Annotated in this window: 20 protein-coding genes; 10 read left to right on the forward strand and 10 right to left on the reverse strand. The window is 58.1% G+C overall.

What is annotated here, in order from left to right; translation table 11 throughout:
* Window positions 1-35 precede the first annotated feature (35 nt).
* Window positions 36-893 (forward strand): hypothetical protein, encoded by an 858-nt coding sequence (locus AC2FFH_RS02315; protein ID WP_496843641.1) that lies wholly within the window; start codon window positions 36-38, stop codon window positions 891-893.
* On the opposite strand, the gene AC2FFH_RS02320 is transcribed toward AC2FFH_RS02315, so the two are convergent.
* From AC2FFH_RS02320 to AC2FFH_RS02335, 4 genes are all read right to left on the reverse strand, one after another.
* Window positions 890-1759: a hypothetical protein gene (locus tag AC2FFH_RS02320; RefSeq protein ID WP_496696157.1), complete on the reverse strand. Its 870-nt coding sequence runs from the start codon at window positions 1757-1759 to the stop codon at window positions 890-892. The two genes, AC2FFH_RS02315 and AC2FFH_RS02320, sit on opposite strands and share 4 nt — an antisense overlap.
* Window positions 1756-2643 (reverse strand): PhzF family phenazine biosynthesis protein, encoded by an 888-nt coding sequence (locus AC2FFH_RS02325; protein ID WP_496696159.1) that lies wholly within the window; start codon window positions 2641-2643, stop codon window positions 1756-1758. The genes AC2FFH_RS02320 and AC2FFH_RS02325 overlap by 4 nt, the downstream gene beginning before the upstream one ends.
* A 95-nt stretch (window positions 2644-2738) precedes the next feature.
* Window positions 2739-2963 carry a DUF1150 family protein gene (locus AC2FFH_RS02330; RefSeq protein WP_058275531.1) on the reverse strand — a complete coding sequence of 75 codons (225 nt, stop codon included), beginning with the start codon at window positions 2961-2963 and terminating at the stop codon, window positions 2739-2741.
* Window positions 2964-2968: 5 nt separating this feature from the next.
* Window positions 2969-3382 carry an Hsp20 family protein gene (locus tag AC2FFH_RS02335; protein ID WP_058280036.1) on the reverse strand — a complete coding sequence of 138 codons (414 nt, stop codon included), beginning with the start codon at window positions 3380-3382 and terminating at the stop codon, window positions 2969-2971.
* Window positions 3383-3546: 164 nt separating this feature from the next.
* Between AC2FFH_RS02335 and AC2FFH_RS02340 the strand changes: the two genes are divergently transcribed.
* The 4 genes from AC2FFH_RS02340 (at window position 3547) to AC2FFH_RS02355 (ending at window position 6156) form a co-directional block, all read left to right on the forward strand.
* Window positions 3547-3771, forward strand: coding sequence for a YdcH family protein (locus tag AC2FFH_RS02340; RefSeq protein ID WP_058275529.1), 225 nt, complete (start codon window positions 3547-3549; stop codon window positions 3769-3771).
* A gap of 77 nt (window positions 3772-3848) precedes the next feature.
* Window positions 3849-4334: a 5-(carboxyamino)imidazole ribonucleotide mutase gene (purE, locus tag AC2FFH_RS02345; RefSeq protein WP_496769086.1), complete on the forward strand. Its 486-nt coding sequence runs from the start codon at window positions 3849-3851 to the stop codon at window positions 4332-4334.
* Entirely contained in the window at window positions 4331-5089 is a 759-nt protein-coding gene (locus AC2FFH_RS02350) for an NAD(P)-binding domain-containing protein (RefSeq protein WP_496769088.1), read from the forward strand. Before purE ends, AC2FFH_RS02350 begins: the two co-directional genes overlap by 4 nt.
* Window positions 5089-6156, forward strand: a complete 1068-nt coding sequence (locus tag AC2FFH_RS02355) for a 5-(carboxyamino)imidazole ribonucleotide synthase (RefSeq protein WP_496769090.1) — start codon at window positions 5089-5091, stop codon at window positions 6154-6156. Before AC2FFH_RS02350 ends, AC2FFH_RS02355 begins: the two co-directional genes overlap by 1 nt.
* A 1-nt stretch (window position 6157) precedes the next feature.
* Here the strand turns inward: AC2FFH_RS02355 and AC2FFH_RS02360 are convergent, their stop codons facing one another.
* From AC2FFH_RS02360 to AC2FFH_RS02385, 6 genes are all read right to left on the reverse strand, one after another.
* Window positions 6158-7309: an alpha-D-ribose 1-methylphosphonate 5-triphosphate diphosphatase gene (locus tag AC2FFH_RS02360; protein ID WP_496843642.1), complete on the reverse strand. Its 1152-nt coding sequence runs from the start codon at window positions 7307-7309 to the stop codon at window positions 6158-6160.
* Entirely contained in the window at window positions 7306-8079 is a 774-nt protein-coding gene (locus AC2FFH_RS02365; protein ID WP_496723998.1) for an alpha/beta fold hydrolase, read from the reverse strand. Before AC2FFH_RS02365 ends, AC2FFH_RS02360 begins: the two co-directional genes overlap by 4 nt.
* 38 nt (window positions 8080-8117) lie before the next feature.
* Complete coding sequence (locus tag AC2FFH_RS02370; protein ID WP_496738208.1) at window positions 8118-8960, reverse strand: DMT family transporter; 843 nt, start codon at window positions 8958-8960, stop codon at window positions 8118-8120.
* Window positions 8961-9147: 187 nt separating this feature from the next.
* On the reverse strand, window positions 9148-10791 hold the full coding sequence (gene groL, locus AC2FFH_RS02375) for a chaperonin GroEL (RefSeq protein WP_496723994.1): 1644 nt from the start codon (window positions 10789-10791) through the stop codon (window positions 9148-9150).
* Between the two features lie 54 nt (window positions 10792-10845).
* Window positions 10846-11133 (reverse strand): co-chaperone GroES, encoded by a 288-nt coding sequence (locus tag AC2FFH_RS02380; RefSeq protein ID WP_496723992.1) that lies wholly within the window; start codon window positions 11131-11133, stop codon window positions 10846-10848.
* Between the two features lie 151 nt (window positions 11134-11284).
* A complete protein-coding gene (locus AC2FFH_RS02385) occupies window positions 11285-11959 on the reverse strand; it encodes a DUF2161 domain-containing phosphodiesterase (RefSeq protein WP_496769093.1) in 675 nt (224 codons plus the stop codon).
* A 106-nt stretch (window positions 11960-12065) separates the two neighbouring features.
* Between AC2FFH_RS02385 and AC2FFH_RS02390 the strand changes: the two genes are divergently transcribed.
* The 5 genes from AC2FFH_RS02390 to AC2FFH_RS02410 all read left to right on the forward strand — a co-directional run bounded on the left by AC2FFH_RS02390 (window position 12066) and on the right by AC2FFH_RS02410 (window position 16816).
* Window positions 12066-13055 (forward strand): TraB/GumN family protein, encoded by a 990-nt coding sequence (locus AC2FFH_RS02390; protein WP_496769095.1) that lies wholly within the window; start codon window positions 12066-12068, stop codon window positions 13053-13055.
* A gap of 106 nt (window positions 13056-13161) precedes the next feature.
* On the forward strand, window positions 13162-14082 hold the full coding sequence (locus tag AC2FFH_RS02395; protein ID WP_496769097.1) for a manganese-dependent inorganic pyrophosphatase: 921 nt from the start codon (window positions 13162-13164) through the stop codon (window positions 14080-14082).
* 134 nt (window positions 14083-14216) lie between these two features.
* Window positions 14217-15287 (forward strand): DUF389 domain-containing protein, encoded by a 1071-nt coding sequence (locus AC2FFH_RS02400; protein WP_496723984.1) that lies wholly within the window; start codon window positions 14217-14219, stop codon window positions 15285-15287.
* A 109-nt stretch (window positions 15288-15396) separates the two neighbouring features.
* Complete coding sequence (locus AC2FFH_RS02405) at window positions 15397-16272, forward strand: TIGR01459 family HAD-type hydrolase (RefSeq protein ID WP_496723982.1); 876 nt, start codon at window positions 15397-15399, stop codon at window positions 16270-16272.
* A gap of 100 nt (window positions 16273-16372) precedes the next feature.
* Window positions 16373-16816 carry a MaoC family dehydratase gene (locus tag AC2FFH_RS02410; RefSeq protein WP_058275996.1) on the forward strand — a complete coding sequence of 148 codons (444 nt, stop codon included), beginning with the start codon at window positions 16373-16375 and terminating at the stop codon, window positions 16814-16816.
* The last annotated feature ends 30 nt before the right edge of the window (window positions 16817-16846 follow it).

Genomic DNA, 16846 nt, shown 5'->3' on the forward strand with positions numbered 1-16846 from the left:
GCAAATGCAGACCCTAACCAAAACGCAAAGTGCCCATGACCCGCGACCTGCCTGCAATTGCCAGTTTCTGGTTCGGATCAGACCTGAGCTGGCTCGAGGCGCTGTGCATTCAATCCTATCTGGATAACGGTCACCGGTTTATCCTGTATACCGTGCATGACATCCAAGGCGTGCCCAGGGGCGCCGAAGTACGGCCCGCTTCTGATATCCTTTGGCCCGCGCCGTTTGATTTCCGACCGGAAGACCGGTTAGGGCTCGCAGTGTTTTCCGACATTTTCCGGCTGCGGTTGATGCAGAAAACCCCGTTCATTTGGGTCGATCTGGATGCCTACTGCGTCAAGCCATTCGACTTTTCTTCGACTTACGTTTTCGGGTCGACGCAATCAGGCACTTTTCCCAATGGTGTTCTGCGTCTGCCACCAGACTCAGAGACGCTGGCGCTATGGATTGATTTCGTGATCTCTGCCAACCCGACCCAGCCCTGGCGTGGCGGTCGGCTGTTTCGACACAATCGCAGGCGCATCCGAAACGGAGAGACCTGGGGCATCGAAGCACTTCCCTGGGGCAGCTCCGGCCCCAAGGCGTTGGAGTATTTTCTGCGCCAGACCGGCGAGGACAGCCACGCGATGCAGCCGGATGTGTTCTATCCTTTGGACAAGGAACAGCTATGGAAACTGCACGATCCGCGCATTTCCACGGCCGAGATCGAACGGGATAAGGTGCATTCAGTTCACATCTACGGACATCAGAAAAAATTCATGGCAGGCAAAACCGCCGGGCTGCCGGTCAGCGGATCATATCTGCAGCGGCTTTGCCTTCGACATGGGATCGACGCCTCGGCGAATCCGATCTTGCCGGTGGGGTGGCTGGCCCCGCGGCCATCGCACCACTAGGCCGCGTTTATCTGTTCGCGCAGGGTCCGCACCGCACGGCCTTCAAAGTCACCGAACTCTGCCGCCTTGCTTTGCGCAGCTTTCAGATGCGGCAGGCGTTCGGCATAGTCGTCAGCGGACAGGCTGTTGATCGCGCGCTGAATGTCGGCCTCGGATTCGCAGAGGATCATACCGGCTGTGTCCATGAAGTCCCCTATATTCGGACACCCCCAATAGATCGGGACCGTTGAGCATAAGATCGCATCTGTCAGCTTTTCCGAGAAATAGTTCTTCTCGCGAACATTCTCGATCACAACGGAATAGCGATACGGGGCCAAGCCGTCGGATTTGCGGTCAAATGGCGTGTATCCCCGCCCCATGATATCAACGTCAGCACCCGTTTCCCGCACCCAGTCAATCACCGAATGGCGCAGTTGGTGCCCCTCCAGATCGCGTTTGGCTGAGGCAATGAGCGAGCAGGACTTCGTTTTCTCTACGTTGAGGTCACGCCAATCCGGCACCATCGTCACGCCGTAGGGCAGAAACACCGCATTGGGAAGGTTTCGCAACAGCACATCATGAAACGTCATCACCCGAAAGAACCGCCGCCATGTGTAGCGGAGCATCTTGTCGTGCTTGGCGTGAATGGCCGACGGTTCGCCCATCATCAGCGAAATCCGGGCGCGGGTGCCCCGGCGCAGGCGCAAATGCACGGTAGAATTGGGATACATAATCAGATGGTCGGTACGCTCAAGATCGCCAACTGTTTTGCCCATCAAGCGCTCGGGGCACCCTTCGGGCCAGATCAGATCGGACAATGGAACCGAAGCCAGTTTCGGCCCTATTCGATGCCCGTAAGGCAGGATGGCGATCGCGGGTTCGGTCATGACAGTTGCCCGGGAAAATTGACCTGACCGCGCATTAGAATATAGCCGCGACCCGCCACCTTGATACCGGTCATTGCATCGGCGGGTCCAACGCGTGTAACGGTCGCTTGGCCGGGGCGGTCCAAGTCGTGGCCCTGTTCTGCCGTAAACGTATCTTTGGGCATCAAACCATACTTCCACAGATAAGCTGCCATCGCCCCGGTTGCGGATCCCGTGAAGGGATCCTCGGGCGGGCTGGGCGGCAGCATCAACAGACGTGAGAATGTGTCGCCCGCCTCGGTCGCACCTTCCAGCGTCACAAGGAAGGGCTCGGCCATGTCCGACCCCGAATACCCGCCTGCTTCGATCACTTTTCGCAAAGGTTCTTCAACCAACTTCGCGGCGCGCAAGGCTTCATGATCACGCAAAACGGTGACACAAAAAGGCAACCCTGTGGATACCATCTGAGGTGGGGAGATGATCGCGCTTTCCGGCAGGCTGATGGCGGCGGCAACCAGATCGGCAGGAACCATCGCACCAAATTGCGGGGCAACCTGCGTCATCTCAATCTCATCACCATTGAGTTGGATGGAAACGATCCCTGCCCCGGTGTCCAGTGTCAGCGCATCCCCCTGAAACAGCCCACGCGACCGCATCGCCGCGACAGTGGCAATGGTTGGATGCCCCGCAAAAGGGATTTCACGGCTGGCCAGAAAATAGCGCACTTGGAAGTCGGCCACGTCAGACGGCCCGGTAAAGGTACATTCGACCAAGGACGTTTCGCGCACGTAAGCCGTGCAGACATCTTTGGGTAGGACGGCCCCACCATGCACCACGGCGCATCCATTGCCGCCAAAGGCGCGGTCGCTGAATGCGTCCACCCAGTCAAAATCAAACCAACTCATGTTTGGTGCCTCCGCCTGCGAACCCGTATTGGTTCGCATATCTCACCCGTGGGGCGGCGGATGTCACGGGAAAATCACACGCTGCGGGGGCCGATTTAGTGCACGGCCACCGGGGAAAAGTCATGTTCGCGCGCCAGAATAAAGGCCAGCTTGCGATCTGCGACCAGGGCCAGTTGCTGACCATCCGAGTCATGCACAGCGTAGAGCTGATCCAGATCACCAGCCTGTTCGCGCACTTCACGCGGCAGGTCAGCCACATCGACGGCTTTTACATAGACGATCCGGTCGCCTTCGGTGTTGATTTCAATCGGTGTATTCATTGCTCTTACCCCTTCCGTATATTGATTGTCTGAACCACGGTTTCAGGCACGGCGCGGGTCAGATCCACATGCAGCAGACCGTTTTCCATGATCGCCTCGCCCACCTCGACACCGTCCGCCAGCACAAACATGCGCTGAAATTGACGTGCCGCGATGCCGCGATGCAGAAAGATGCGCCCCTCGCTGTCGTCGCGTTGACGGCCCCGGATCACCAGTTGGCGATCCTCGATGGTAATCGACAGGTCCTGTTCCGCAAAACCGGCAACTGCCAAGGTGATACGATAGGAAAAATCCGAGGTCTGTTCGATGTTATAGGGCGGGTATCCTTCGTTGCCGGCCTTTGCAGACCGCTCCAGAAGGCGTTCCAATTGCTCGAACCCCAAAAGATGCGGGTATGAGCCAAGAGTAAGTTTCGACACGTATTTTCGTCCTTTATTGCCAAAGCGACGTGTGGTGCGGTCCCGTTTTGGCAACCGCGTATGATAGAATATGGGAATATGCAGGGATGTCCACAAGGTCTGGCCGGATAAACCCTGACACACTATCTTGTGTGGAAAGCACCACAACAACAACCGAGTCGTCCATGAACGCGCCCACTGACATTTCAATGAAAACTGATGAAGTTCTTCGGGTCGAGCTGGAGGTTTTTCGCCGCCAGCACCGCGATCTGGACGAAGCGATCGAGGCGCTGCAGGCCACGGGGACTTCGGATCAGTTGACGATCAAGCGGTTAAAAAAACAGAAACTGCGCCTCAAGGACATCATTCGCCTGATCGAAGACCGCCTGACCCCGGATATCATTGCCTAAAATCCCTGTACCGCATTGCCAGATAGGCCGATTTGGCTATAGTGCGCGCTCTTTCGACGGGCAGAGGCGACAAGCGGATGAGCGATGTAAAAGTGGGGATCATCATGGGCAGCCAGTCGGACTGGCCCACGATGAAAGAGGCCGCGGATATTCTGGATGAACTGGGCATTGCGTATGAAAAGCGCATCGTTTCGGCGCACCGCACCCCCGATCGCCTGTGGGACTATGGTAAAACCGCCGTTCAGCGCGGCCTGGATGTAATTATTGCCGGTGCGGGCGGTGCTGCGCACCTTCCGGGGATGATGGCTTCAAAGACGCGCGTACCGGTGATCGGCGTGCCTGTGCAGACCCGTGTGCTGTCCGGCGTCGATTCGCTATACTCCATCGTACAGATGCCCAAAGGCTTTCCGGTGGCGACGATGGCTATCGGCTCTGCCGGTGGGGCCAATGCCGGGTTGATGGCGGCTGGCATCCTCGCCTTGCAGGACGCAGCACTGGCTGATCGGCTGGATGCCTGGCGCGAAGCTTTGTCTGCTTCTATCCCCGAGGAACCCCAAGGATGAGCCGTATCGGCTTTATCGGAACCGGACATATCGCAGCCCCCATTGCGCGTTTTCTTACGGACAAGGGGCATAGCATCGCCGTTACAGAGCGAAACGCCAAAGTCTCAGCTGAGTTGAAGGTTGAACTGGGCGTAACGGTCACAAACCCACAAGCGGTTATCGACGCATCGGATATCGTTTTTCTTTGCCTGCGCCCTCAGATCGCCCCGGAAGTTTTGGACAAGCTGAGTTTTCGCTCGGATCAGCAAATCGTATCGGTGATGGCAGCTGTATCGGTGGACCAGCTTGCATCCCTGTGCGCTCCGGCGACTGACTTCGTTCAAACAATCCCTTTGGGTTTTTTGCGGCAAGGCGGATGCCCGCTTGCGGCGTTTGGCAACGATGCCTTGCTGGCCGAATTGTTTGAACCCGAAAACCCAGTTGTAAAAGTCGAAACCGAGGTAGCGTTGAACGCACATTTTGCGATCTGCGCGATGGTGCCGGGGATTCTGGACGTTATGGCGACAGGTGCCGAGTGGTTGACCGAGCAAACAGGCGACGCGGATGCCTCGGAGTTCTACACAACACAGCTGCTGTCCGGATTTCTGCAGACGATGCAAACCGGGCAAGCCGGGCGTCTCGCCGAGGAACGGGACGCGCTGGCGACGGATGGAACACTCAGCCTGCAGATGACGCAGGCATTGCATGCGGGCAAAGCACATGATGCGCTGCGCTCGGCCCTGCAAGCGATTGGAAAAAGGTTGGAGACTGATTGATGACGGACATGCTTTCTCCGGGCGCGCGGATTGGAATTCTTGGCGGTGGTCAATTGGGCCGGATGTTGTCCGTCGCGGCAGCTCGGTTGGGCTTTGTAACCCACATCTTTGAGCCGGGTGCCAACCCACCCGCCGGTCAGGTGGCGGATCGTGTGACCACTGCAGCCTATGATGACGCAGCAGCGCTGAAGGCCTTTGCCGAGTCCGTCGATGTCATCACCTATGAATTCGAAAATATCCCGACCGAAGCGCTAGACCTGTTGGAAGCACATTGCCCAATTCATCCGGGGCGCGAAGCACTGCGCGTCAGTCAGGACCGCCTGACCGAAAAGACGTTCCTTGCCGGGTTGGGCTTGAAAACAGCGCCGTTCGCCGACATCACCGATCTGGACTGCCTAAAGGCAGCAATTGACCAGATTGGCACGCCAGCCATCCTGAAAACACGTCGTTTCGGCTATGACGGCAAAGGACAGGCGCGGTTGCGCGGCCCTGAGGATGCCGAGGCCGCACTGGCCGATATGGCAGGCGCGCCCGCAATCCTCGAAGGGTTCGTCAATTTCAGCCACGAGGTATCGGTCATCGCCGCCCGCGGTATCGACGGGCAAGTCGCCTGTTTCGACCCAGGTGAAAACGTGCACCGCGATGGCATCCTGCACACCACCACGGTACCCGCCCGCCTCGCCCCGGCGCAGCGAACTGATGCCGTGCTGTTGGCCGCGAATATCCTGAACGCGCTGGATTACGTCGGTGTCATGGGTGTCGAACTGTTCGTGACACCGCAGGGTTTGATCGTGAATGAAGTTGCGCCAAGGGTGCATAACTCGGGCCACTGGACGCAGAACGGCTGCGCGGTGGATCAGTTTGAGCAGCATATTCGCGCCGTAGCCGGTTGGCCGTTGGGCGACGGTCAACGCCATTCAGACGTGGTTATGGAGAACCTGATAGGCGACGATATGGACCGCGTGCCGGAATTGGCGCGGGAACGCGACGTTGCGCTTCATCTCTATGGCAAGGCTGAAGTCAAACCGGGCCGCAAGATGGCGCATTTCAACCGCATCACGCGGTAACTCAGCCCACGAACCGTGCGGCGATATCACCGGACATGAAACTAACCCGCCCGCCAGCCAGCGTAGCAGCGACGTGGTGGGACCGAGCGTCAAGTATCACTAGGTCTGCGCGTTGACCCGGGGCAAGAGTGCCCCGGTCCTGCAACCCAAGAACCCGTGCCGGACCGGACGAGACCAACGCCCAGGCTCCGGCCAGATCCAACAGACCGGATTTGGCCAGCATCAAAGCCGCTCGCCTGGGACTGGGATAATGGTAATCCGAGGCCAGCGCATCACACAGCCCCATGGTGATCAGATCCAGCGCACTAACGTTGCCCTTGTGCGATCCGCCGCGCACCACGTTGGGTGATCCGAGAATAACGTGGTCCCCAGCAGCCCGAGCGGCCTCAGCCGCCTCTAGCGTTTCGGGAAACTCGGCAATCTGAGCACCTCGCTCCCGCCAATCGGCGCGAGTTTCAGCCGTTGCGTCGTCATGGCTGCCCATACGGACACCCTGCTCGGACAATGCCGCACAGAGCGCGTCCAAGGCTGCGGAAACCTCATCGCCTCGGGCATGCATGGACAGCAACATCTCAAAATGTGCTTCAGGATTACGCCCGGCCTTAAGCGCCTGCCCCGTCAGGCGCGGCGGCTTGCGCCCCTCGGCCAGCCTGTCATGTGGCAGGTGATCGTTGAACACCACGTATGGCACACGCCACGCGGCAATACGTTCAGGCAGGCTCGGATATTCCTCGAGCATGTGGGTTTCGAACCGTAGCTGAGGCAGCAAATCGGTGACGACGCGATCTTTGACCGACGCAATAGCATCGAACACTTGGCCAGCGAAATCAGGGCCGCGTACACCGCCCTCCCAACTTAGAAACTGGGCCAGGACCGCCGTCGTGATCCCGTTGGCGGCCAGTTCGGCCTCGACCGACAGGATGCCCTCGTCCATCTGCTTCATCGCCCCTCGTCGCGGTGCGATGTGACGCTCGAACCCGTCGCCGTGCAGGTCGATGATGCCGGGCATCACCAGATATCCAGACAGGTCGATTGTCCGTCCCGCCCGGTCCCGTTGCACGGCCCCGTCAGAAATGGACAGATCGGCACGAGTCATGCCCTGATCCGGCAACAGAACCTCTGCGCCGGACAAAGTCAGAGAAAGTGCGGTCATTCAGAGCGCTCCGAGTCCGGTTCCGAGCAATCCTGCCCAATGCAGATTTCATCGATGATTTCCATCACCCCATCCAGCCATGTGATCTGCGGATCAAACTGACCGAACTCGATGAAATGCAGCGCTTGCGCCATCACGCGTGGATTGTTCATCATGAACGTGTGAGTCACCGGTAGGACGATATGATCCGCCATCCCTTCGACCTTGGTCGTTTCAACCGAAACTTTCCCGTCATCCGAGCCATCGATCATCGAAGAAAACAGTGGGTTCAACGAATTCTCCCCGGCGATCACACCAAGTTCGAAATCCACGGGGGGCAGTCGTCGTGGGATACCTTCGGGGCCCGTGCCCAGCGCCAGACCGGCCGGGCCATTCAACATCCCGAACACCTCATACGCGCTAAGTTCGTCCACCAGCTGGCTGCCCTGATTGGGCGGGCCGAGCATGACTACGCGACCCAGGTTTTCCGGATGATTGTCCTGCAGCCAATAGCGCAACAGAATACCGCCCATCGAATGCGCGACAACATTGACTTTGTCGTCGCTGCATTCCGCAAATGCACCCGGCAGCGTCTGTGCAGCCAGATCGGGAATTGGCAGGTCGGTAGAGGAATACCCCGGGCGCACGACGGTATAATCATGCGTTTTGAACAACTGTTCCATGACGGTAAAAGACGCTTCGGTCCGTGCCAACCCATGCAGCAGGACCACGCATTTTGCCTGCACAATGGCAGGCACAAAGAACAGAAAGAGGGCAAGCAAATAACGCATAGCCGCCAGATAAGGCCTAACGTCCAGCGAATAAACCCCTACCGCGGCGTCCTGCGCAGAACGGCCAGTGCAATTCCGCCCAATACCAGCCCGGCCCCCATGATCAGGCGCAGGCTGGCGGCCTCGCCCAGCAGGAGGACACCGCCAATAATGGCTATAATCGGAACGCTGAGTTGCACGACGGCCGCCGTTGTGGGCGTCAATTCCCGCAGAACCTGATACCACAGCGCATACCCCATCCCTGATGTGACCGCACCGGCCAACGCGGCCAGCAAGTATCCGTTAGCAGTCATGTGCCACGCCCCTCCTGTCGCCAATAAAGCCAGCGTTGTCACTGGCAATGCCACGACGAAATTTGCAGCAGTGCCGGATAAGGCATCCGGTTCGGACTTGCCAACCAGCGAATAGATCGCCCAGCCGATCCCGGCAGCAATCATCAGAGCTGCTCCGACCGGGTTGACCTGTATCGATCCGGACGGCCAAAGCACGTAGCCCAACCCCAGCAACGCGATTGCGGCGCCCGCGATCTGCCGACCAGTGGGCAGAGTGCCTTTCACTGATGTCACAGTGAACATCGTCACCTGCACCACCCCGAACAGGATCAGCGCGCCAAGACCCGCGTCCAGCGTCAGATAGGCGACAGAGAATCCGATCATGTACAGGGACAACGACCCTGCCCCGGCAATCCTGCGCCGGTCAAACAGGGGCAAATGGCCAGCCCTCAGAAGAACCAACCCGGCCAGCACCACTGCACCGGCTAAAACCCGCACCACGGCAAAGGCAGCGGGATCGCTGGCGCCACTATCAATCGCTAGCCGATTAAGTATCGAGTTGGACGCAAAGGCGCACATCGTCAGGCACGTGAGTAGGAACAGTTTCATATCAACCGCATAGCCGGTTTCGGCGCGTTTTGCACACTCACATTCCTGCGGGATGGTCCGCAAAACGAAACGGGGCCGCCCGAAGGCGACCCCGTCCCTAGATACTAAGGCTTCCCTCTCGGCAGCTTGGCCTTACAGCCAAGCGCCTGTCGGGACCGTCAGAATTCGCCGAGGCGAATTCGACGTCTTACATCATGCCGCCCATGCCGCCCATGTCGGGCATGCCGCCGCCAGCAGGCGCGCCGTCTTTGGCAGGCTTGTCAGCAACCATTGCTTCGGTGGTGACCAGCAGGCCAGCAACCGATGCTGCATCTTCCAGCGCAGTGCGGACAACTTTGGCCGGATCGATAACGCCGAACGAGAACATGTCGCCATACTCTTCGGTCTGAGCGTTGAAACCAAAGGCCGCTTCCGAAGATTCGCGAACTTTGCCTGCAACAACTGCGCCGTCGACGCCCGCGTTCTCAGCAATCTGGCGCAGCGGCGCTTCGATGGCTTTACGCACGATATTGATGCCTGCGTCCTGATCAGCGTTTGCGCCTTTCAGAGTGTCCAGTGCTTTACCTGCCTGAACCAGCGAAACGCCACCGCCCACAACAACGCCTTCCTGAACGGCTGCGCGCGTTGCGTTCAGAGCATCGTCAACACGATCCTTACGCTCTTTCACTTCAACTTCGGTCATGCCACCTACGCGGATAACAGCAACACCGCCTGCCAGTTTGGCAACGCGCTCTTGCAGCTTCTCACGGTCGTAGTCCGACGAAGTTTCTTCGATCTGAGTGCGGATCTGAGCAACACGTGCTTCGATCTCGGCTTTCTCGCCAGCACCGTCAACGATGGTGGTTTCGTCTTTGGTGATTTCGATTTTCTTGGCGGTGCCCAGCATATCCATGGTGACGGACTCGAGCTTCATGCCCAGATCTTCACTGATGACCTGACCGCCGGTCAGGATTGCGATGTCCTGCAGCATGGCTTTGCGGCGATCGCCGAAGCCAGGTGCTTTGACAGCAGCAATTTTCAGGCCGCCGCGCAGTTTGTTGACAACCAGAGTTGCCAGCGCTTCGCCTTCAACGTCTTCAGCAATGATCAACAGCGGCTTTTGCGACTGGATCACCTGCTCGAGCAGCGGAACCATCGGCTGCAGCGAGGACAGTTTCTTTTCGTGCAGCAGGATCATGCAGTCGTCGAGATCTGCGATCATCTTGTCAGCATTGGTGACGAAGTAAGGCGACAGGTAGCCACGGTCGAACTGCATACCTTCGACAACATCGGTCTCGGTTTCCAGACCTTTGTTTTCTTCGACGGTGATAACGCCTTCGTTGCCAACCTTCTGCATCGCGTCTGCGATTTGCTGACCGATTTCGGCTTCGCCGTTGGCCGAGATGGTGCCAACCTGAGCGACTTCTGCCGAGTCTTTGACTTCACGCGCCATCTCTTTGATGCCTTCAACGACTTTGGCAGTTGCCAGGTCGATGCCGCGCTTCAGGTCCATCGGGTTCAGGCCCGCTGCAACCTGCTTAAGACCTTCGCGAACGATTGCCTGTGCCAGAACGGTTGCGGTGGTGGTGCCGTCGCCGGCTTCGTCATTGGTGCGGCTGGCGACTTCTTTCACCATCTGCGCGCCCATGTTTTCGAACTTGTCTTCCAGTTCGATTTCCTTGGCAACCGATACACCGTCTTTGGTGATGCGCGGTGCGCCGAAGGATTTGTCCAGAACCACGTTGCGGCCTTTGGGGCCCAGGGTCACTTTGACAGCATCGGCCAGGATGTTCACACCTGACAGCATGCGGTTGCGGGCATCGGTGTCGAACTTGACGTCCTTAGCAGCCATGTTGTTTCTCCTTGAGAAAAATGTTGGAAATGAAGATCAGAGAAGCGTGGGCGCTTACTCGATGATCCCCATGATGTCGCTTTCTTTCATCATCAGCAGCTCTTCGCCGCCGACGTTGACCTCGGTGCCCGACCACTTGCCGAACAGGATCTTGTCGCCAGCTTTTACAGCCATTGCGATCAGTTCGCCGCTGTCCTTGCGCGCGCCTTCACCGGTCGAAACGACTTCGCCTTCGCTGGGCTTTTCTTTTGCGCTTTCGGGAATGATCAACCCGCCTGCGGTTTTTTCATCGCTTTCGGTACGACGAACCAGCACGCGGTCATGAAGCGGTTTCAATGCCATCTTTGCAGCTCCTTGGGCTCAAAGTTTATTATCCTCCCCTCGCCGGCTGGCGAGGCGTTAGCACTCAAGGGTAGAGAGTGATAACGACGCATAGCTAGGGGGTCGGAAACCCCGAGTCAACAAGCTGTGATGGATTTTTTAGTTGCGAGGCTCAGCCGGTCTCTTCCCAGCTATAGGCCCAGTGTTTCAACCCTTCGGCTCCTGTGGTCGACAGCGCATAGACCCCCTTATCGACCTTTTCGAACCACCCGTAGTGATTATCCCGCATCAGGCGCGTGGCCTCGGCGACGCCGGTGGATTGGGCAACTTCCGCCCCCTTTGTCGCTCCGCATTCGGCCAGATGGGCTGCACATTTCAGCGCGTCCTGACGATAGGCCGTCACGATCCCGTGCCGGGTGGCCCCTCCTGCATTGGGATCACCTTCAAGCCGGTCAAATTCACGCAAAAGACGAGCCGCTTTTGCTTTGTTTTTTCGCGGTGCATACGGGCCAGGGTCACATTGCACCTCGACCGCACCGTCAGCACGTACGGTGATCAGACCCAGACCAAGCCTGCGGCACAGCGCCAAATTGTCCTTTAACGCACGCCGCGCGGTTCGCCCCTTGGGTTTGCACACACCGATATAGACCTGGTCAGTCACCCTTAACCGCGTGATTGCCTGATGAAACAGCGCCAATGAGAACCGCAGCTTCAGCTCAACAATCACCGGCTCATCGCCATCCCGAACAGCGACGATATCGGCAGCGCCGACTTCGCCTTTGACGGTATAGCCCTGACGCTCGAACAGCGCCTTGATCGGCGGGTATAGATCCTGCTCACGGTCCATTCCGCCATGCTATGCAAATTTGCCGCGAACGCCAGCCATCACCTGCATCTGGCTTGAATACATTGCTGCGCAAAGGCAATGTCGCGGTCACACTGAAGATTCCGAGATGATCCTTATGCGCTTGTTTGCACCTCTGCTGTTCCTATTCCTGCCCGCCGCCGTACAGGCCGCATGCGAAGGGAATGATCTGAGGCCGGGACTTAGCCCCGCGGTAAAGTCCGAACTGCAACAGACAGTGGCCGATATCCCGTTTGCCGAGGGCAATCACTGGATCGCGTCCAAGGGTGACACGATCCTGCACCTTGTTGGTACGTTGCATGCCAATGACGCACGTATGGACGCAGTGGTCGAACGGCTAACGCCGACCCTCGGCGATGCGGACGCGTTTTATTTCGAGGTCACGCGGGAAGAAATGGACGCGTTCGAAAAAGACCTGGCCAAGGACATGAGCCCGGTGATGATCACCTCGGGACCCAGTCTGATTGATCTGATGTCCGAGGAAGACTGGTCCGCCCTGTCGATCGGGCTGTCCGAACGCGGTATCCCCGGCTGGATGGCAGCCAAAATGCGGCCCTGGTTTCTGAGCATGATGCTGGGCGTCCCTCCATGTATGATGCAGGACCCCAGTGCGAACCACGGGATGGACGCCCGTCTGGACCAGTTGGCTGACGAGTTGGGTATCCCCAAACGCTCGCTAGAACAGATTGCCGATCTTATGAGTATGTTCGACAGCCACCCCATCGAAAAGCAGGTTCAGTCCCTTGTGCGGATGGCCGGTGCCATGGGCGGTAGCGAGGATCAACTGGCGACGATGGCCAACGCCTACCTGGAAGAGAAACATGTCGAAATCATCCAGCTCGCCCGTCTTCAGGGATTGGAAGACTCGGGCCTGTCGCCCGAAGTATTCGACGAGGAATGGAATGATTTCGAGCAAAAACTCCTGGTCGAGCGCAACAGCAACTGGATGCAGAAAATTCTGAACATTCAGGACCAAAACGTCGTGATCGCGGTCGGTGCCGGGCATCTTGGGGGCGACTACGGGCTGCTGAACCAATTACAACAGGCCGGGTACACCCTGACCCGCGCCCCGTTCTGACCAACCTCGATTTCAGACCAACCGTCGCAGCGTAAACACTGTCGGGTGACAACCCCGGCGGACCGCCCTATAAGGCGCGCAAAATGATCACCCTCAGGACGCTGACATGACAACGCTCGTATTTGGACATAAATCCCCCGACACCGACTCCACAGGCTCACCTATCCTGTGGTCATGGTACCTGAACGAAATCAAAGGCGAACAGGCCGAGCCAGTTCTGCTGGGCGAACCCAACACCGAAGCGGCATTCCTGCTGCAGCGCTGGGACCTGCCCAAGCCGCGCATCATCGAAGACGTGGCCGAGGGCACGCCGGTTGTCATCGTGGACACCAACAACCCGGCCGAGCTGCCAGCCAGCGTAAACAGCGCGGACATCCGGGCAATCATCGACCACCACAAGCTGGTTGGTGGCCTGGAAACCAAAGGCCCGATCGACATCACCGTGCGCCCGCTGGCTTGCACCGCGACCATCATGATGGACCTGATCGGTGATGACGCCGCTACGATGCCCGACGCCATCAAAGCCGCCGCACTGACCTGCATCCTGTCGGATACGCTGGAATTCCGCTCTCCCACCACCACCGCACATGACCGCGCAGTGGCCGAGAATCTGGCCGCTGATCTGGGTCTGGACGTCGCGACCTATGCCGCGGAAATGTTCGCGGCCAAATCGGATGTCTCGTCCTTCTCGGACGCCGAACTGATCCGCATGGACAGCAAGGAATATGAGGTCGACGGCACCAAGTTCCGCGTTTCGGTTCTGGAAACCACCGCACCGGGCGTTGTACTGGACCGCAAGGCCAGCCTGGCGGGTTCGATGGCTGACGTAGCCAAGGAAGACGGCGTTGATCAGGTTCTGCTGTTCGTGGTCGATATCCTGAACGAAGAGGCCACTCTGTTGGTACCCAACGATCTGGTCAAGGGCGTCGCAGAAAAGAGCTTTGGCGCAAGCGTGGATGGCGATGCCGTGGTCCTGCCCGGTATCATGAGCCGCAAAAAGCAGATCATCCCGAACCTCAAGGTTTGACGCGGACAAACATCCCAACCGAAAGGCGCCCCACGCGGGCGCCTTTTTTCTTTGCTACTAATGTTTTGCGCGAATGGCATCCGTTGGTAGTCTGACATCAATAGCCAGACAGCGAATTGGGTCAGACGACGTTCATGAGTTCCCGCAAGTTCAGCACCACACGCGACATCCTGAGATTTGAAGGCAAGGACAAATCTGCCTATTGGCGACGGTTTGCCATGCTTCTGACCTTATCCGTGGTGATCGCCACGATGGGCATGCTACGCGACTCTGGCGCGGTGGTCATTGCCGCAATGCTTGTTGCGCCATTGATGACCCCGATCCTTGGGGTTGCGGCGGCGATGGTGATGGGATGGCTGGGTCGCGCGTTCAAACTGGCTTTGATTGTCTGCGGTGCCGCGGTAATCAGCGTCTTGCTGGCGTGGCTTCTTGTCTATGTCGCAGACGTCCCGCGCGGCATTCTGATCCCCGATCAGGTTCTCGCCAGAACGGATCCGGGCACCGAGGATCTGATCGTTGCCCTCGCCGCCGGAGTGGCCGCAGCTTACGTTCAAATCAACCGGTCCGAGGCCAGCCTGCTTCCCGGTGCAGCCATCGGCGTGTCCTTGGTGCCACCTCTGTCTGCATCGGGTGTTTTGCTGTATTTCGACGAGCCCGCCGAGGCCTATGAGGCCGGCCTGCTGTTTGCCACCAACCTTGGAGCAATCATTCTGTCGGCCTGCGCGGTTTACATCGTATATGCGGCGCGCGCGGTGGTGTTTAGCAAGGGTCGGCGCAAGCTGAACTTCACCGCAAGCGTGGTGGTGACACTGGCATTCCTGGCCTTCGTTGTCCTTCAACTGGGAAAGTCGACCTACAACCGTTACCTCGAAACCCGGACCGAGGCGCAGTTGGCGCAAACGATCCGGGACTGGGCCGATCCGGTGTCGGTCGAGATCATCCGCGTGGACGTGAATGCCAAACGTAAACACGCCGATATTTGGCTGATCGTGGACCTTCCGATTGAAGCGGCTTACAAAGTATCCTCGATCGCCGGTTTGCTGCCCGAGGCCCTGCGTGACACGCCTTTGGTCGACGTACTTCAGAAAGAACTGGGGCCGGGTTTTCTGGTCGTAGTGCGTTTCCAGAACAGGATCGGCGCACAGATCATATTGGGCACCGAAAACGTCCAACAAGCACCCGATGTCGAAGAAATCGTCGAATGACGCGATCAGACACACCGTGTTCGACCAGCAATTGATATTGCGGGATGGCCAAGAGGTGAAAGCTTTGCCATAGCTGTCACAACTCAGAATTTCAGGTCCCGAGGCTCCCATGACCCAGATCATCCACACGCTTTCCGAGATTTCAGGCCGCTACAAGTCACTGTTCGTTGACCTGTGGGGATGCGTTCACAACGGCATCACTGCCTATCCCGATGCGGTCGCGGCTTTGCAAAACTACCGGGCGCAAGGCGGGATCGTTGTGCTGGTCACCAACTCACCCAAACCGCGCGCTGGCGTGGCTGAGCAGCTTGGGCAGTTCAATGTCCCCGCAGATGCCTATGACACCATTGCCACCAGCGGGGACTCGGCCCGGTCCGCTATGTTCCGTGGGGCGGTTGGTGAAAAAGTCTATTTCATGGGGGAATGGGAACGCGACGCGGGATTCTTTGAGCCGCTGAAAATACTACACCATCCGATCCACATCGAACGTGTCCCGCTGGATGAGGCCGAAGGGATCGTCTGCTGCGGGCCGTTCGACCCAATGGCGGATCCGGCGGTCAATCGCGCCGATTTCCTCTATGCCAAGCAGAAAGGCATGAAGCTGCTCTGCGCCAACCCCGACATCGTTGTCGACCGGGGCGAGATACGCGAATGGTGCGCGGGTGCGTTGGCGAAGCTGTATACCGAGATGGGAGGCGAGAGCCTGTATTTCGGAAAACCCCACCCGCCGATCTATGATCTTGCGCGGCGCAGGCTGCAGGAATTGGGTCATGACATCCCTGATGGCGACATTCTTGTGATCGGCGACGGCCCGCATACGGACATTCTGGGTGGTATGGGCGAAGGGATTGATTCTCTGTTCATCTCGGGTGGTTTGGCCGCAGCGGAAACAAAAACTGAGCATCATCCGCACCATGAATCCCTAAGTGATTATATTGCAAAGGAAAACATTAATCCTACCTACACAATCGGTCGATTGAGGTAGTCAGAAAAGACTTGATTTTCTGCAGTTGCGAAGTAATAAAGTTGCCAAACGGGGGCGACTTGAGTTGTTTTGTTGCCCATTGAACTCGAGTGAGGGCGACATGTTGGATAATCTTCCACGCGGCACGATCTGTATTGAAGACATCGAGATGGGCATGACCCGCCACCTGCGCAAAGTGGTGACGGACGAAGATATCGAGATGTTCGCGCAGGTTTCGACGGACCGGAATCCGGTACACCTGGACGACGACTATGCCCGCGACACGATCTTCGAAGGTCGTATCGCCCACGGCATGTTGACGGCGGGCCTGATCTCAGCCGTGATCGGCGAGCAGCTGCCGGGCCACGGCACCGTGTATATGGGGCAGTCGCTCAAATTTCTGGCTCCAGTGCGCCCCGGAGATATGGTCTATGCCGAGGTCAAAGTGATCGATATTGATTTTGCCAAGCGTCGCGTGAAACTGGATTGTCACTGTGCGGTCGACGGCAAAAAGGTGCTGGTAGGCGAAGCCATGGTTTTGGCCCCTTCGCGCAAGTTCGACTGACGATTCGATACCTTTTTCCTTTTGAAGGGC

Source organism: Ruegeria sp. YTSC003, assembly GCF_059609785.1.

Excerpts from the sequence above, each read along its gene's own strand:
- AC2FFH_RS02315 (WP_496843641.1), top strand. The coding sequence starts at position 36 with ATGACCCGCGACCTGCCTGCAATTGCCAGTTTCTGGTTCGGATCAGAC.
- AC2FFH_RS02320 (WP_496696157.1), bottom strand. The coding sequence starts at position 1,759 with ATGACCGAACCCGCGATCGCCATCCTGCCTTACGGGCATCGAATAGGG.
- AC2FFH_RS02325 (WP_496696159.1), bottom strand. The coding sequence starts at position 2,643 with ATGAGTTGGTTTGATTTTGACTGGGTGGACGCATTCAGCGACCGCGCC.
- AC2FFH_RS02330 (WP_058275531.1), bottom strand. The coding sequence starts at position 2,963 with ATGAATACACCGATTGAAATCAACACCGAAGGCGACCGGATCGTCTAT.
- AC2FFH_RS02340 (WP_058275529.1), top strand. The coding sequence starts at position 3,547 with ATGAACGCGCCCACTGACATTTCAATGAAAACTGATGAAGTTCTTCGG.
- purE (WP_496769086.1), top strand. The coding sequence starts at position 3,849 with ATGAGCGATGTAAAAGTGGGGATCATCATGGGCAGCCAGTCGGACTGG.
- AC2FFH_RS02350 (WP_496769088.1), top strand. The coding sequence starts at position 4,331 with ATGAGCCGTATCGGCTTTATCGGAACCGGACATATCGCAGCCCCCATT.
- AC2FFH_RS02355 (WP_496769090.1), top strand. The coding sequence starts at position 5,089 with ATGACGGACATGCTTTCTCCGGGCGCGCGGATTGGAATTCTTGGCGGT.
- AC2FFH_RS02360 (WP_496843642.1), bottom strand. The coding sequence starts at position 7,309 with ATGACCGCACTTTCTCTGACTTTGTCCGGCGCAGAGGTTCTGTTGCCG.
- AC2FFH_RS02365 (WP_496723998.1), bottom strand. The coding sequence starts at position 8,079 with ATGCGTTATTTGCTTGCCCTCTTTCTGTTCTTTGTGCCTGCCATTGTG.
- AC2FFH_RS02370 (WP_496738208.1), bottom strand. The coding sequence starts at position 8,960 with ATGAAACTGTTCCTACTCACGTGCCTGACGATGTGCGCCTTTGCGTCC.
- groL (WP_496723994.1), bottom strand. The coding sequence starts at position 10,791 with ATGGCTGCTAAGGACGTCAAGTTCGACACCGATGCCCGCAACCGCATG.
- AC2FFH_RS02380 (WP_496723992.1), bottom strand. The coding sequence starts at position 11,133 with ATGGCATTGAAACCGCTTCATGACCGCGTGCTGGTTCGTCGTACCGAA.
- AC2FFH_RS02385 (WP_496769093.1), bottom strand. The coding sequence starts at position 11,959 with ATGGACCGTGAGCAGGATCTATACCCGCCGATCAAGGCGCTGTTCGAG.
- AC2FFH_RS02390 (WP_496769095.1), top strand. The coding sequence starts at position 12,066 with ATGATCCTTATGCGCTTGTTTGCACCTCTGCTGTTCCTATTCCTGCCC.
- AC2FFH_RS02395 (WP_496769097.1), top strand. The coding sequence starts at position 13,162 with ATGACAACGCTCGTATTTGGACATAAATCCCCCGACACCGACTCCACA.
- AC2FFH_RS02400 (WP_496723984.1), top strand. The coding sequence starts at position 14,217 with ATGAGTTCCCGCAAGTTCAGCACCACACGCGACATCCTGAGATTTGAA.
- AC2FFH_RS02405 (WP_496723982.1), top strand. The coding sequence starts at position 15,397 with ATGACCCAGATCATCCACACGCTTTCCGAGATTTCAGGCCGCTACAAG.
- AC2FFH_RS02410 (WP_058275996.1), top strand. The coding sequence starts at position 16,373 with ATGTTGGATAATCTTCCACGCGGCACGATCTGTATTGAAGACATCGAG.